The 12747-nt window shown below is 63.6% G+C and carries 12 protein-coding genes; 3 read left to right on the top strand and 9 right to left on the bottom strand.

The features are described 5' to 3' along the window. The first annotated feature begins 6 nt into the window (after positions 1-6). Entirely contained in the window at positions 7-927 is a 921-nt protein-coding gene (locus WC739_RS20860) for a zinc-binding dehydrogenase (protein WP_372954913.1), read from the top strand. Between the two features lie 18 nt (positions 928-945). Here WC739_RS20860 and WC739_RS20855 read toward each other — a convergent pair whose 3' ends face one another. Both WC739_RS20855 and WC739_RS20850 read right to left on the bottom strand, forming a co-directional pair. Further along, the gene (locus WC739_RS20855; protein WP_372954912.1) at positions 946-1698 is read right to left on the bottom strand and encodes an SDR family NAD(P)-dependent oxidoreductase; all 753 of its coding nucleotides are present in this window, start codon (positions 1696-1698) and stop codon (positions 946-948) included. A 51-nt stretch (positions 1699-1749) separates the two neighbouring features. Next, positions 1750-4032: a PBP1A family penicillin-binding protein gene (locus tag WC739_RS20850; RefSeq protein WP_372954911.1), complete on the bottom strand. Its 2283-nt coding sequence runs from the start codon at positions 4030-4032 to the stop codon at positions 1750-1752. Between the two features lie 655 nt (positions 4033-4687). Here WC739_RS20850 and WC739_RS20845 point away from each other — a divergent pair. Beyond that, the gene (locus WC739_RS20845) at positions 4688-5161 is read left to right on the top strand and encodes a hypothetical protein (protein WP_372954910.1); all 474 of its coding nucleotides are present in this window, start codon (positions 4688-4690) and stop codon (positions 5159-5161) included. A gap of 40 nt (positions 5162-5201) precedes the next feature. Here WC739_RS20845 and WC739_RS20840 read toward each other — a convergent pair whose 3' ends face one another. From WC739_RS20840 to WC739_RS20810, 7 genes are all read right to left on the bottom strand, one after another. Further along, complete coding sequence (locus WC739_RS20840) at positions 5202-7184, bottom strand: acyltransferase family protein (RefSeq protein WP_372954909.1); 1983 nt, start codon at positions 7182-7184, stop codon at positions 5202-5204. Between the two features lie 40 nt (positions 7185-7224). Beyond that, positions 7225-8139, bottom strand: a complete 915-nt coding sequence (locus tag WC739_RS20835; RefSeq protein WP_372954908.1) for a hypothetical protein — start codon at positions 8137-8139, stop codon at positions 7225-7227. A 34-nt stretch (positions 8140-8173) separates the two neighbouring features. After that, entirely contained in the window at positions 8174-8320 is a 147-nt protein-coding gene (locus tag WC739_RS20830) for a hypothetical protein (RefSeq protein ID WP_372954907.1), read from the bottom strand. A gap of 25 nt (positions 8321-8345) precedes the next feature. Beyond that, positions 8346-8600 carry a GlsB/YeaQ/YmgE family stress response membrane protein gene (locus WC739_RS20825; RefSeq protein ID WP_372954906.1) on the bottom strand — a complete coding sequence of 85 codons (255 nt, stop codon included), beginning with the start codon at positions 8598-8600 and terminating at the stop codon, positions 8346-8348. Positions 8601-8710: 110 nt separating this feature from the next. Further along, entirely contained in the window at positions 8711-8914 is a 204-nt protein-coding gene (locus WC739_RS20820; protein ID WP_372954905.1) for a hypothetical protein, read from the bottom strand. An 87-nt stretch (positions 8915-9001) separates the two neighbouring features. Beyond that, entirely contained in the window at positions 9002-9622 is a 621-nt protein-coding gene (locus WC739_RS20815) for a ribonuclease D (protein ID WP_372954904.1), read from the bottom strand. 112 nt (positions 9623-9734) lie between these two features. Further along, positions 9735-11120, bottom strand: a complete 1386-nt coding sequence (locus tag WC739_RS20810; RefSeq protein WP_372954903.1) for a dipeptidase — start codon at positions 11118-11120, stop codon at positions 9735-9737. Positions 11121-11552: 432 nt separating this feature from the next. On the opposite strand from WC739_RS20810, the gene WC739_RS20805 reads away from it, so the two are divergent. After that, a partial coding sequence (locus WC739_RS20805) for a 5'-3' exonuclease H3TH domain-containing protein (protein ID WP_372954902.1) occupies positions 11553-12747 on the top strand: 1195 nt, incomplete at its 3' end.

Raw genomic sequence — 12747 nt, 5'->3', positions numbered from 1 at the left:
TACCCAATGCTCGCTCTCGCCATCTCTTCGAATGATACCGCAAGACTGAAACTCACCGAAGCGGATGAGCCACAGCCTCTTACGAACGAAGCTCTGGTCGCCGTCCGCGCAACCTCGCTGAACCGCGGCGAACTGCGCCTGCTCGCCATTCGTCCGAACGGCTGGGTACCCGGCCAGGACATCGTCGGGGTGGTCGAAAGGGCGGCTGCCGATGGCTCAGGGCCAGCAATGGGCACGCCGGTTGTGGCCTTGGTCGACGAGGGCGGCTGGGCCGAACGTGTCGCCGTTCCGACCGACCGTCTCGCGGTCCTGCCGGAAGCGGTCGGCTTTGTCTCCGCCGCCACGCTGCCCGTGGCGGGCACGACTGCGCTGAGGACCTTGCGCCATGGCGGTGATCTGGCCGGCCAGCGGATCCTGATCACCGGCGCAAGCGGTGCGGTCGGGCGTTTCCAGATCCAGATCGCCCGGGATCAGGGCGCCTCGGTGACCGCGATCGCAGCCGCCCGTCATGCAGACGACCTGCGCGGCCTTGGAGCCGGGCAGGTCGTCGGGTCGATCGAACTGGCCGAGGGTCGTTTCTCGCTGATCACCGAATCCGTCGGCGGCCCAAGCCTCGCACACGCGATCGAGCGTGTGGCGTCTGGCGGCACGATCGTCATGTTCGGCTCGAGCAGCGGTGAACTCACGCCCATCGGGTTCCGCCAGTTCGTCCCCGGCCACGAGGGAGCGCGGCTGCAGACGTTCGCTTACTACACGTCCGGCTCGGCCATTGGCGCCGACATTGCCGCGCTGCTAACCCTGGTTTCGGCTGGCAGGCTGGAAACGCGCGTGGCCTTCACCTTGCCGTGGACGGACATCGCCGAAGCCTTGGACGCATTGCGTCAGCGCAGCTTCAGCGGCAAGGCTGTTCTTACAATCCCCGGATGAGCAGGCCTTGGCCCCAACTCACACGTGCTGGCCGCCATTGATGTGGATTTCCGAGCCGGTCACGTAGGATGCCTGCTGCGAGCACAGGAAGAAGATGATGTCGGCGACCTCCGCCGTGGTGCCGAGCCGCCGCAGCGGGATCGTCTCGACGATCTTCTCCGTTCCCGGCGACAGGATCGCCGTGTCGATCTCGCCCGGCGCAATGGCGTTGACGCGGATGCCGTGCGGGCCGAAATCATGCGCCATCTCGCGCGTCAGCGAGCCGAGCGCGGCCTTCGAGGTCGCGTAGGCGGTGCCGGCGAAAGGGTGCACGCGCGTACCGGCGATGGAGGTGACGTTGACGATCGAGCCCTTGGCCGCCGCCAATTCCTTGAACAGCCCGCGCGCCAGCATGATCGGCGCGAAGAAGTTGACCTGGAACACGTCGCGCCAGACATGCATCGGCGTGTCGATCGAGTCCATGCGGCTGTTGCCGTCCTTGAGCTTCGGCGAAATACCGGCATTATTGACCAGCGCGTGCAACTGCCCGCCATGCGCTTCCAGCCGGTGCCGGATTTCCGAAACCGCAATGCCGACATCCTCCTGATCGGCGAGATCGACCTTGATGTGGTCTTCCGGGCCGGCCGGCCACGGGCAGTCGTCGGCAAAGGACTGTCGCGAACAGGTGATGACGCGCCAGCCCTCGCGCGAAAACCGTTTCACGGTGGCATGGCCGATGCCGCGGCTGGCGCCGGTCAGCACGATAGTTTTTCTGGTGTCGTTTTCAGCCATGTCGGGAGATGTAGCCGAACCGTGTCGCCGAGGCGAGAGGCGAGTTGCCGCTCACCCCCCGCCAAGGATATCGAGGATCGAGGTCTGCTTCCTCTTCAGCGGACCGCCGACATTGCCCGGCGGCACCGGATGCTTGATCGAGCCGGTGGCGCCGTCGTCGGCCGGCATGTCGAGGCCATCGGCATCGACGGTCTGCGCCGGACGCACCACGTTGCGGGCCGGCAGCGGTGCCTGGGCCACGGGAGCTGCCCGCGGCACCACGGGTGCTTGCTGGCCGACGGATACCGGCGGGACCGGCGCCGGCTGGTTGTTGCTGGCCGACGGGATCTCGTCGGGCACGACCGTGTCGGCCGGGGTGGATTTCCAGGTTCCGGGCAGCGGCCGCACCGGCACGCCCTCATGGGCTGCGACCATGAACTCGTGCCAGGCCTGCGCCGGCAGCGCCCCGCCGGTGACCTTCTTCATCGCCGTCCCGTCATCATTGCCGAACCAGACGCCGGTGGTGAGATTGGCGGTATAGCCGACGAACCAGGCGTCGCGCGAATTCTGGCTGGTGCCAGTCTTGCCGGCCGAGGGCCAGGCGAAGGCCGCTTTCCTGGCCGTGCCGATTTCCACCGTACCGGTCATCATCGAATTCATCATGCCGACGATCTCGGGCTTGACGACACGTGGCACGCTACCGCCGCTGCTGTCGTAGAGCACCTTGCCGTCGGCCGTCGTGATGCGGCGGATGAAATGGATGTCCGGCTTGTAGCCGCCATTGGCAAACGGCACATAGGCTGAGGTCAGCTCCAGCGGCGTCACCTCCGAGGTGCCGAGCGCGATCGAAGTGTTCGCCTGCAGGTCGGACTGGATGCCCATGCGGTGAGCCGCCTCGACGACCGCGTTGGGCCCGACTTCCATGGTCAACTGGGCCGCCACCGAGTTCAGCGATTTGGCCAGCGCGGTGGCCAGCGTCACCTTGCCGAAATACTTGCCGCCATAATTGTCGGGCGTCCAGTTGCCGATCTTGATCGGCGCGTCGTTGCGGATGCTGTCCGGCGTGCGGCCGGCCTCCAGCGCCGCCATGTAGACAAACGGCTTGAACGCCGACCCCGGCTGGCGGCGCGCTTCCGAGGCGCGGTCGAACTGGCTGGTCGAATAATCGTAGCCGCCGACCATGGCGCGCACCGCGCCGGAATCGTCGATCGACACCAACGCGCCCTGGGTGACATTGAGCTTCTTGCCGCTGTCGTCGATCAGCCTGCGGATCGATTGTTCGGCAAGCTTCTGCAGGTTCAGGTCGACGGTGGAGTCGATGACGATATCGCCACGCACGTCGCCGATCAGGTCGGGCAGCTCTTCCATGATGGTGTCGGCGACATAATTCTCCGAGCCGGTCCAGTAGGAGGGCGCGCGCGTTGCCGGCGCGCTCATCGCCGACGCCAGTTCCTTGGCGCTGATCTTGCCCTCGTCGCGCATGGCGGCGAGCACCAACTGCGAGCGCTGCTCGGCGGCCTTGGGGTCGCGCGCCGGTGACAGCCGCGACGGCGCCTTCAACAGGCCCGCCAGCAGCGCCGCCTCCGATAGGGTAACGTCGCGCGCGCTCTTGCCGAAATAGCGGCGCGAGGCCGCCTCGACACCGTAGGCGCCGGAGCCGAAATAGACCCTATTCAGGTACATTTCGAGGATCTGGTCCTTGGTGTGCTTATGCTCCAGCCACAGCGCCAGCAGCACCTCCTGCACCTTGCGCTCAAGCGTGCGGTCGGGCGTCAGGAACAGGTTCTTGGCCAATTGCTGCGTCAGGGTCGAACCGCCCTGCGAGAAGTGGCCGCCAAGAAGGTTGGTAACCATCGCCCGCGACAGGCCGATCGGATCGACACCGAAATGCGAATAGAAGCGCCGGTCCTCGATGGCGATGACCGCCTCGGGGATATAGGGTGACATCTCATGCAGGCCGACGGCCTCGCCGCCGCTCATGCCGCGATTGGCCAGCAGCTGGTTGTCGGCCGAGACGATCTTGATGTTGGGCGCCCGGTCCGGGATCGACCAGGTGGTGGCCGCGGGCATCTTGGCGCCGTAATAGATGACCGTGCCGGCCACCGCGATGCCGCCCCAGATGGCCAGCACGAAGCACCAGTAGAACAAGCGGCCGATACCGCCGAACAGCCCGCGCCGGCTTCTGCCGCGCCTGCCCCGCGACGACTTCGATTTGACGGGCTTGCGCTTGGCGGAGGCTTTGCGATTGCTCGGCACGACGCGATCCTCCTCGCTCACCGAAAGTCCGCCGGAGGACCTATCCCGTGGCGCTCCCTCGAAACTGGGTTCGATGCGGCTGTCTTTGCGGTTCGCCATGCGCTGCGCTTGATGTCCTCGATGCAACCATTCGAAGTCTGCGAACGTTCTGTGCTTCAGAGCCGATGCACGCCATTCGATGGCGTCCGGGGTGAAGAGTAGATACGGCGGTTTAAAGGCGGGTTAAGTCGCAAAAATTGAGACGCCATCTCATATTGCGGGGCCGGCTATTTGTCCCCACACCTCTCGCACCGGCAAACCAGCGCACAGGGCATTTGTCGGAACCGTACACTTTTATACAAGTATTGATTGGTTGAGTGATAAAATCATCATATCTCATGTTTGTATGTGATAGTTAATAGACGGCTTCTTTTTTAAGTGCTTAAAGAGATTGTCACCAGTTATTGTATGGGCTCTGGTGCTTGAGAGCGCTTATCATTCTCCCGCCCAGTGGGAGCTGTGCAATGGAAGTCCAACATTCCAGTATATTTCAAGGAACTCTAATCGAGAGATCGGGCGGCAGACGTTCGGAACTTTATGAAGTTCCTGCAACCGCGAGACTCCTGGCAAACGGCTGCCAAGCCGACGGCGGCATCTTTCCAGGCGCGGTCTACGCCTCGTTTGGCGAAACTGTGAGGTTTGGCAGGACGAAGATTTCAGTGCTGCGATTGAGGCCTGCTGCCGCCCCGGCAGTTGCATGAGGAGTGCGTGCGAAATGCCTGTCACCCTGAGAGCAACACTCTGTGAAACCAGGGAAGCGCTGCATGAGCTGAGAAAGGCTCTTTTTGTTCGCGGGCATATGGAATCGATGGGAGAAATCGATACCCTCATCGGCGTCGCCGAAGACAAGGCGGCCCACGCTATCGGAGACATCGACCGGGCCAAGCTGCCGAAACCCATTCTCGTGGCGGTCGCGAACCCGATGGTGTCGGAAGGTAGACTTGTTCCGGTTGCGCTGCCTGCCAAGCTCAGCGAGCTTCGCGATCAGGGAATGGGTCTCAGCGTCTACTGCGGCAATGCGCGCTGCGGTCATTTGCGCTCGCTCGATCTCGATGACCTCATAGTGACCTACGGCACGCATTATAATTTCATGACCGAAAGGCGACTTGCATCGAAGCTCGTCTGCAAGCGCTGCCGGACTATCGGAGGAAGGTTGGTCGTGGTCTCCGACAAGCGGCCCCGCTATTGATACGATGGCGCCGGCGGCATGGTGCCGTAAAGCCCTTCCGCTAAAGACCCGCCGCCTTGGCCAGATAGGGCGCCAGCGCCAGCGCATAGGTCGCCGTCATATGGTGAACATCCCGCCAGACGATGATGTTGCCGACGACAGCGCTGCACGTCTCCCGGCCGCAAAGGGCATCGTTCATGTCGACGACACGAACCCCCGGCAACGGGGCGGCGGCCACGGCAAGCACATTGCTCGCCTCGACTTCCTTGCGCACGGTGACGCATTTGGCGGGATCGGCCGCCAGGCAGTCGCCCGGGTCGAACTTGAGATAGGGCGTGTTCCTGATGGCGATGACGCGCACGCCCTCTTCGTTCAGTTCGGCCCAGATGCTGCGCAGACCTTCGATCATCGCCGGCTCCGGCGTGCTGGAATAGCGGGATTGACTGGTAAACAGCAGGTCCGGTCGCAGCCTGCCGATTTCGGTGAGAACGTTGTCGCGCCATTTCGCGCAGGCCTCGTAAGACTTGCCGTTGTCCGTCACCGCCGCGCGCGTGAACGGGCAAGCCGCCTTGGTGAAGGTGACCAGTTTCCACTTGCGGTCCCTGGCAATCCTGTCGATGGCCGGGATCCATTGCGCGGCGTGTGAATCTCCGGCGACGACGATGGTCCTGGTGCCGTCTGGATCGCCGAGCATGCAGCCCACGGCCCGTATACTGCCTTGTTCCTGATGGCATTTCAGCCGGTAGACGATAGGCACGTCGCGCTTCAGCTGCCCAAGCGAGGGTAGCAGGTCCACGCCGGGTGGAACGACCGCGTTGGCAAGCAGCGCCGCGGGTCCTGGATAGTCCGGGGTCCCGATCAGGCTGGTATCGACGCCTTGCCTGTCGAGCGCGTAGCCCAGCCCGCCCGCCGTCATTACGCAGACCGCGACGGCGATCGTGCCATGAACCAGCGGCTTCCATTCCGTGTCCGACCGCGGCCGACGGTAGCGCTGCTCGACGAACCGGTAGGACAAATGCGAGATCGCAAGCGTCAGCACGATCAGGCCAAGGCCTGCCGTCAGCCCGATAGAGGGGCAATGTGCGGTATAGAAAACGATCAGCGGCCAGTGCCAGAGGTAGATCGAATAGGACCGGTCGCCGACATAGCGTAGCAACAAGGCATCGAGCCCACCGAACCGACCTGTCCGGACGTCGCCGGCCGATATCACCAGCACCGTTCCCAATGTCGGCAGCAACGCGTACGCGCCCGGAAATGGCGTCGAGGCGGAAAAGAACAGCGCCGAAGCGCCAATCGCGGCAAGGCCTGCCGCCTGCATGGCGGCGCGACGCGGCAACGCCGCGTTGAGCCCATTGCCGCCTTTGAAATCATGAACCGCCAGCGCCAGCAGGGCCCCAAGCGCCAGTTCCCAAAGCCTCGTATGGGTGAAGAAGTAAGCTCCGGCCGGATCGCTGCGGGTGACGAACACCGAGACGGCCAGCGATCCGGCGAAAACCACGGCCAAAGCCACCAGCAATGCGGCTCTCGGCGGTTGTCTGAAGCGGCGTGCCAGCCAGAGGACCGCCATCATCAGCACCGGCCAGACGATGTAGAACTGCTCCTCGATCGACAGCGACCAGTAATGCTGCACCGGGCTCGCCGCCTCTTCGGCGCCGAGATAGTCGACAGCCTGCCAGGCGAGCCGCCAGTTCTGCGAATAGAGGGCGCTCGCGGCGACCTGGATGGCCGTCTCCTCCCAGCGCGCGCTGGACAGAAGGACCAGCGTTCCGGCTAGCGCGACGAGGAGGGTCAGCAGCGCCGCCGGCAGCAATCGCCGCACCCGCCGCGAATAGAATGCCGTCAGCGAGATGTGGCCGTCGCGCAATGCCATGCGGGCAAGCAGGCCGGTGATGAGGTAGCCCGAGATGACGAAGAATACGTCGACCCCGACATAGCCGCCAGGAAGCACGGCGGGCCAGATGTGGAAAATCACCACAAGGGCCACGGCAACGCCGCGCAAGCCCTGAATTTCGGGCCGCAGCCCATGGTCACGCTTGTCAATCAAGGCTGCCGCCATCGGAAAATCAGGACAATGGCCGATCGTTTCAGATCGGCCCGAATTTTACGTCCGGCTGCTCGGGACCGCCGGCTTGCCGCAGCAAGGCGACAAGTTCTTTGCTCCTGTCAATCTCCTGCCGTCTCCAGTTCGAGGCGTTCGTCACATGCAGCCAGCCATCGATCGACATGAAAAAGTCCTGGGATGGGTCATCTCCGGGGCCGAAGTGAACCGGTTTCACTTCAGCCAAACGAACCAGCGCCGGATCGATAGACCTGTAGAGCACCGGCCAGTTGCCGCCGCCGGAGTCCATGTGAAACTCGTAACTCGGGGCGAAATCCAGCCGCAACCGCAGCAGGCTTCCGTCGAAGAAACTGAAGGCCGGCCACAGGAACCAGCCGCCGGGCGTCGGCGTGTCGCGCCGAACGCTGCCATAGATGCTCTTGCCCTGCATCTTTTCGGCAACCGAGAACGGTTCCGTGGGGAAGATGTCATGATCGATGAAGCCGAAGACTTTCGGCCCGAACCGTGTCACGAAATTCCGCACGATCCAATTGAGGGCCTGGCCGTGCGATCGGCTGACCACCAGCCTGTTGCGCGGCAACGCCACGTAAGGCACTGAATGTCGCCGGCAGAGGTCGCGGATCGCCTCCCTGGCGTCCTGCTTCTTGCTGTTGTCGAAGACGACGTAGCTTTCATGCTCGGCCAGGTAGCGGCGCACGAGGTGTATCTGCCATTCGATCACGTCAGGCCGGTTGAAGGCCACGCTGGCGATGATCGCTTCGCGGAACGCCTGCTGTTTTCCCTGCAATTCGCTGACCGGCGCCGATGTCCTCAGGAAGCGAAAGGTCCGCCAGTGATAACGCAGGAACGCGGCGCCCCGGGGCGGCCTGTTCAGCCGCTCCCATTCGGCCACGGTGATCCTGGACCGATCTTCGTCCTCCGGGGCATTGCAGCCTGGCATGTCGCGCGCTCCCGGATCACCAGACACCGGCGGGTTAGTTCTGCTGGATGGAGATACCCTTGTCGTCGATCTTGAGTTCGACGCCCTGCGGCTTGGTCTGTTCGCGGTAGACATAGATGCCGAGCGCGATGACCACGACGACGAGCGCGCCAACGAGGAGATAGAGAGTGTTCTGCTTCATGGCGCGCTCTTTCGTTTGTCGAGCCTCACGCTCGTTTCAGGACCTTGACCAGCACCAGCAGGATGATGGCGCCGATGGTGGCGTGGACGATCGCGGCGAGAACGCCTCCGCCCATGGAGAATCCGATACGCGGAAACAGCCAGCCGGCGATGAACGCGCCGACGATGCCGACGATGATGTTGCCGATCAGGCCGAAGCCGAAACCCGACACGATGAGACCGGCGAGCCAGCCGGCAATGGCACCAATGATGATGAAGACGAGCAGGCTTTCGACGCCCATGGCGATTTCCTCCGAGCAAGTGGGCGAGCGCGGAGCGGAAAGCTCCGAATCGGCCCCGATAACAACGGCCTCACGCTATTCGAAAGCGGCCGGCCTCGCCAGCGGCGCGCTCATTGGTCGTCATCGTCGCTCGTCGCAGGCCGCCAGCTGGTCGGCTCAACCTTTTTCTGGGTGTCGCTGTCGGTGTAGACCCACCAGCCGCCATCGCGATATTGCGCGATGGATTCGTTAACGACGCCGTCGCCATCCTTCCACATGACCGTGACCTTGGAGCCATCGGTCGGCGCGCTCGATATAGGCTTTCGATCTGCCATTTCATTCCCTTTCACGACAATCCCAACCGGGCGAGAACGGCCCACATAGGCTCTGAACCAAGCGTCGGCGGATGGCCGCCAGCTCCATCAGCTGTGGGCGAAGATGTCCTGTTCGTCCCAGCCCATCAGGTCGAGTTTGGCACGCGTCGGCAGGAAGCGGAAGCAGGCATCGGCCTCCTTGCTGCGCCCCTCGCGCGCCAGCCGCCCGGCCAGCACGTCGCGCAGCCGGTGCAGATAAAGCACGTCGGAAGCAGCATATTCGAGCTGTTCGGGCGACAGCGTCTCCGCCGCCCAGTCCGACGATTGCTGCGCCTTGGACAGGCCGACGCCGAGAAGCTCCAGGCAGATATCCTTCAGCCCGTGCCGGTCGGTATAGGTGCGGGTCAGCCGCGAGGCGATCTTGGTGCAGAACACCGGCTCGGGCATCACCCCGAACGCATTGTAGAGCACGGCGAGGTCGAAACGGCCGAAATGAAACAGCTTCGTCACGCTGCGGTTCTTCAGCAGGCTGACCAGGTTCGGCGCCTTCTTCTGGCCCGGCGCGATCTGGATGACATCAGCCGTACCGTCGCCGGGCGAGATCTGCACCACGCACAACCGGTCGCGGTGCGGGTTCAGCCCCAGCGTCTCGGTGTCGATGGCCACAGCGCCGACATCGTAGCGCGACAGGTCGGGCAGATCGTGCTTGTGGAAACGGATGTCGGCCATTGTCTTCTCCGGTCGAGCCACGGGCGTCCCCTGACGAAGGGACGCCGCGATGCTTTGATCTAATGGCTCGTCCTCGCCGCGATCCTCCGAAAAATCAACAGGAAAACGCCGCTCAGCGCGTCAACGCGTCGAGAATGCGCGCCCAGGACCGCTGGCCCTTGTGGAAGGAGCTGAGTTCGTATTTCTCGTTGGGAGAATGGATGCGGTCGTCGTCCAGGCCAAACCCGACCAGCAGGGATTCCATGCCGAGATAGGTCTGGAAGTCGCCGACCACCGGGATCGAGCCGCCGCTGCCCGTCGTCACGGCCGGCTTCGGCCATTCGTCGGACAGCGCGTCCTTGGCCTTGGCCAGGAACGGCGAGTCGTAGGAAAGCTGGATTGCGGGCGAGCCGCCATGCGGGTGGAATTCGACCGAGCAGTCGGCCGGAATGCGTTCCTCGACGAATTTCTCGAAAGCGTCTCGGATCTTGTTCGGGTCCTGCTTGTGGACGAGGCGGAAGGACACCTTCGCCGAGGCCTCCGCCGCGATAACCGTCTTGAAGCCCTTGCCGGTATAGCCGCCGATGATGCCGTTGAATTCGGCCGTGGGCCTCGCCCAGGTCAGTTCCAGCACCGAGCGGCCCTTTTCGCCGGACGGGATCGACAGTCCGACGGGCCCAAGGAAGGTCTGGGCCGTCTCGCCAAGCGTCTCCCACGATTTCAGGATCTGCGATGGGGTTTCCTCGACACCCTCATAGAAGCCCGGAATGGTGATGCGGCCGTCCTCGTCGTGGATGTCGGCCAGCACCTTGGCCAGGATGCGGATCGGGTTGGCGGCGGCACCGCCATAGAGGCCGGAATGCAGATCGCGGTCGGCGGCCTTGACCGTGATCTCCTCGCCGACCAGGCCGCGCAGTCCGACGCAGATCGATGGCGTATCGCGGTCCCACATGCCGGTATCGCAGACAAGCGCGAAGTCCGCCCTGAGCTCGTCCGCATTGGCCTCGAGGAATGGCTTCAGCGACGGCGATCCGGATTCCTCCTCGCCCTCGAACAGAATAGTGATGCGGCACGGCAAATTGCCATGCACCTGCTTCCAGGCGCGGCAAGCCTCGACGAAGGTCATCAGCTGGCCCTTGTCGTCGGCCGAGCCGCGCCCGGCGATCACCTTGTGATCGGGGCCGACTTCCTTGATCGCCGGGGCGAACGGGTCGCTTTCCCACAATTCGATCGGATCGACCGGCTGCACGTCGTAGTGGCCGTAGAACAACACATGCGGCGAGCCGGCAGGCCCGTCATGATGGGCGACGACCATTGGATGTCCTGATGTGTCACGCACGCTGGCGTCGAAGCCGATCAGCTTGAGCTCGGCCACCAGCCACTCCGCGGCCTTGCGGCAGTCGGCGGCATAGGCCGGATCGGTGGAGATCGACTTGATCCTGAGCAGGCCGAACAGACGTTCCAGGCTCTGGTCGAGATTGCTGTCGAGGCGATCGAGGACGGGGGAAACTGCGGACATTCTTGGAAGCCTTTCGACGCGACGCGCTTTGATGTCGAAACCGTAAAGGCTGAGCGGGCAAACGAAAAGCCCGGGAAGATTGGACCAAGGCCGCTAACAGCAATCGGTTGGCAAAAAAAGACCGCCGTGGTGGAGGGGGAACCACGGCGGCCTTCTCCTCGAAACGATGCGGCAGCCCGGAGAGGGGGGATAGGCTGCCGCAAGTGTCCGGGATAGGCGGGGGACGGGCCTTGCTCCGGACTCGGCGAAAACTGCCGATGACGTCTATCTGTGTCTTGGAACGTGGCGTTTCAAGGGCACGAAAATTACAGTTTTGTAACATGGACGTGAGCGAAGGGGCCTGTCAGCGGTCTGTCAGGGTGTTGCCGGAACAGCTCTGCGCAGGCGCCTTTGGCATGGACCAAGCCCTCGTGCCGCGCTATCCCTGCCGGCATGAAAAAAGGCGATCACCTCTTCCTTGTCGACGGCTCCGGCTACATTTTCCGTGCCTATCACGCGCTGCCGCCGCTGACCCGCAAGTCCGACGGCCTGCCTGTCGGCGCGGTTTCCGGCTTCTGCAACATGCTGTGGAAGCTGATGCTGGATGCCCGCAACACCGATGTAGGCATTGTGCCGACGCACTTCGCCGTGATCTTCGACTATTCGTCAAAGACCTTCCGCAATGATCTCTACCCCGAATACAAGGCCAACCGCTCGGCGCCGCCAGAGGACCTGATCCCGCAATTCGGCCTGATCCGCCAGGCGACCAGGGCGTTCAACCTGCCTTGCGTCGAGATCGAAGGCTACGAGGCTGATGACCTGATCGCCACTTATGCCAGGCTCGCCTGTGAAGCGGGCGGCGACACCACCGTCATTTCCTCCGACAAGGACCTGATGCAACTGGTCGGCGCCACTGTCGGCATGTACGACCCGATGAAGGACCGCCAGATCGGCATCCCCGAAGTCATCGAGAAATGGGGCGTGCCGCCGGAAAAGATGGTCGACCTGCAGGCGCTGACCGGGGACTCCGTCGACAACGTTCCCGGTGTGCCCGGCATCGGTCCGAAGACGGCGGCGCAGCTCCTCGAACAGTTCGGAGATCTCGACACGCTCCTGGCCCGCGCCGGCGAGATCAAGCAGGAAAAGAGGCGGGAATCGATCATCGCCAATGCCGAGAAGGCACGCATTTCCCGCCAGCTGGTGACGTTGAAGGACGACGTGCCGGTGAGCGAGGGGCTTGACGATTTCGTCCTGCACCCGCCGGACGGGCCAAAACTAATCGGCTTCCTCAAGACCATGGAATTCACCTCGCTGACCCGCCGCGTGGCGGAAGCGACCGGCACCGAGGCCGGCGATGTCCAGGCTGTGTCGGTCACCGTCGAGCGCGCCGACAATGCGCATGGGCCGGATGTCGGGGCCGGAACTCCGGCCGGCACCAGAGCCGGCAACGATCCGGGCCAGGCCGACGAGGTCGAGACACCGAGGCAGGGCGACGCCCCTTCCCTGCTTGCGGCACTGCGTCTGGAGGCGGCGACGGCCCGCAAGATCGACACGTCTGCCTATGCCACCATTCGGGATGTGCCCACGCTGAAGGCATGGATCGCGGAGGCGAGGGAAGCCGGCGTCGTCGCCTTCGAGGCTGAATCCA

The organism is Mesorhizobium sp., assembly GCF_041661565.1.
Taxonomy (GTDB): Bacteria; Pseudomonadota; Alphaproteobacteria; order Rhizobiales; family Rhizobiaceae; genus Mesorhizobium.
The sequence above is the reverse complement of the archived record's forward strand: the minus strand, read 5'-3'. Positions and strand labels throughout refer to the sequence as shown.

Coding starts and splice junctions, on each gene's coding strand:
- WC739_RS20860 (WP_372954913.1), top strand. CDS start 7: ATGCTCGCTCTCGCCATCTCTTCGAATGATACCGCAAGACTGAAACTC.
- WC739_RS20855 (WP_372954912.1), bottom strand. CDS start 1,698: ATGGCTGAAAACGACACCAGAAAAACTATCGTGCTGACCGGCGCCAGC.
- WC739_RS20850 (WP_372954911.1), bottom strand. CDS start 4,032: ATGGCGAACCGCAAAGACAGCCGCATCGAACCCAGTTTCGAGGGAGCG.
- WC739_RS20845 (WP_372954910.1), top strand. CDS start 4,688: ATGCCTGTCACCCTGAGAGCAACACTCTGTGAAACCAGGGAAGCGCTG.
- WC739_RS20835 (WP_372954908.1), bottom strand. CDS start 8,139: ATGCCAGGCTGCAATGCCCCGGAGGACGAAGATCGGTCCAGGATCACC.
- WC739_RS20830 (WP_372954907.1), bottom strand. CDS start 8,320: ATGAAGCAGAACACTCTCTATCTCCTCGTTGGCGCGCTCGTCGTCGTG.
- WC739_RS20825 (WP_372954906.1), bottom strand. CDS start 8,600: ATGGGCGTCGAAAGCCTGCTCGTCTTCATCATCATTGGTGCCATTGCC.
- WC739_RS20820 (WP_372954905.1), bottom strand. CDS start 8,914: ATGGCAGATCGAAAGCCTATATCGAGCGCGCCGACCGATGGCTCCAAG.
- WC739_RS20815 (WP_372954904.1), bottom strand. CDS start 9,622: ATGGCCGACATCCGTTTCCACAAGCACGATCTGCCCGACCTGTCGCGC.
- WC739_RS20810 (WP_372954903.1), bottom strand. CDS start 11,120: ATGTCCGCAGTTTCCCCCGTCCTCGATCGCCTCGACAGCAATCTCGAC.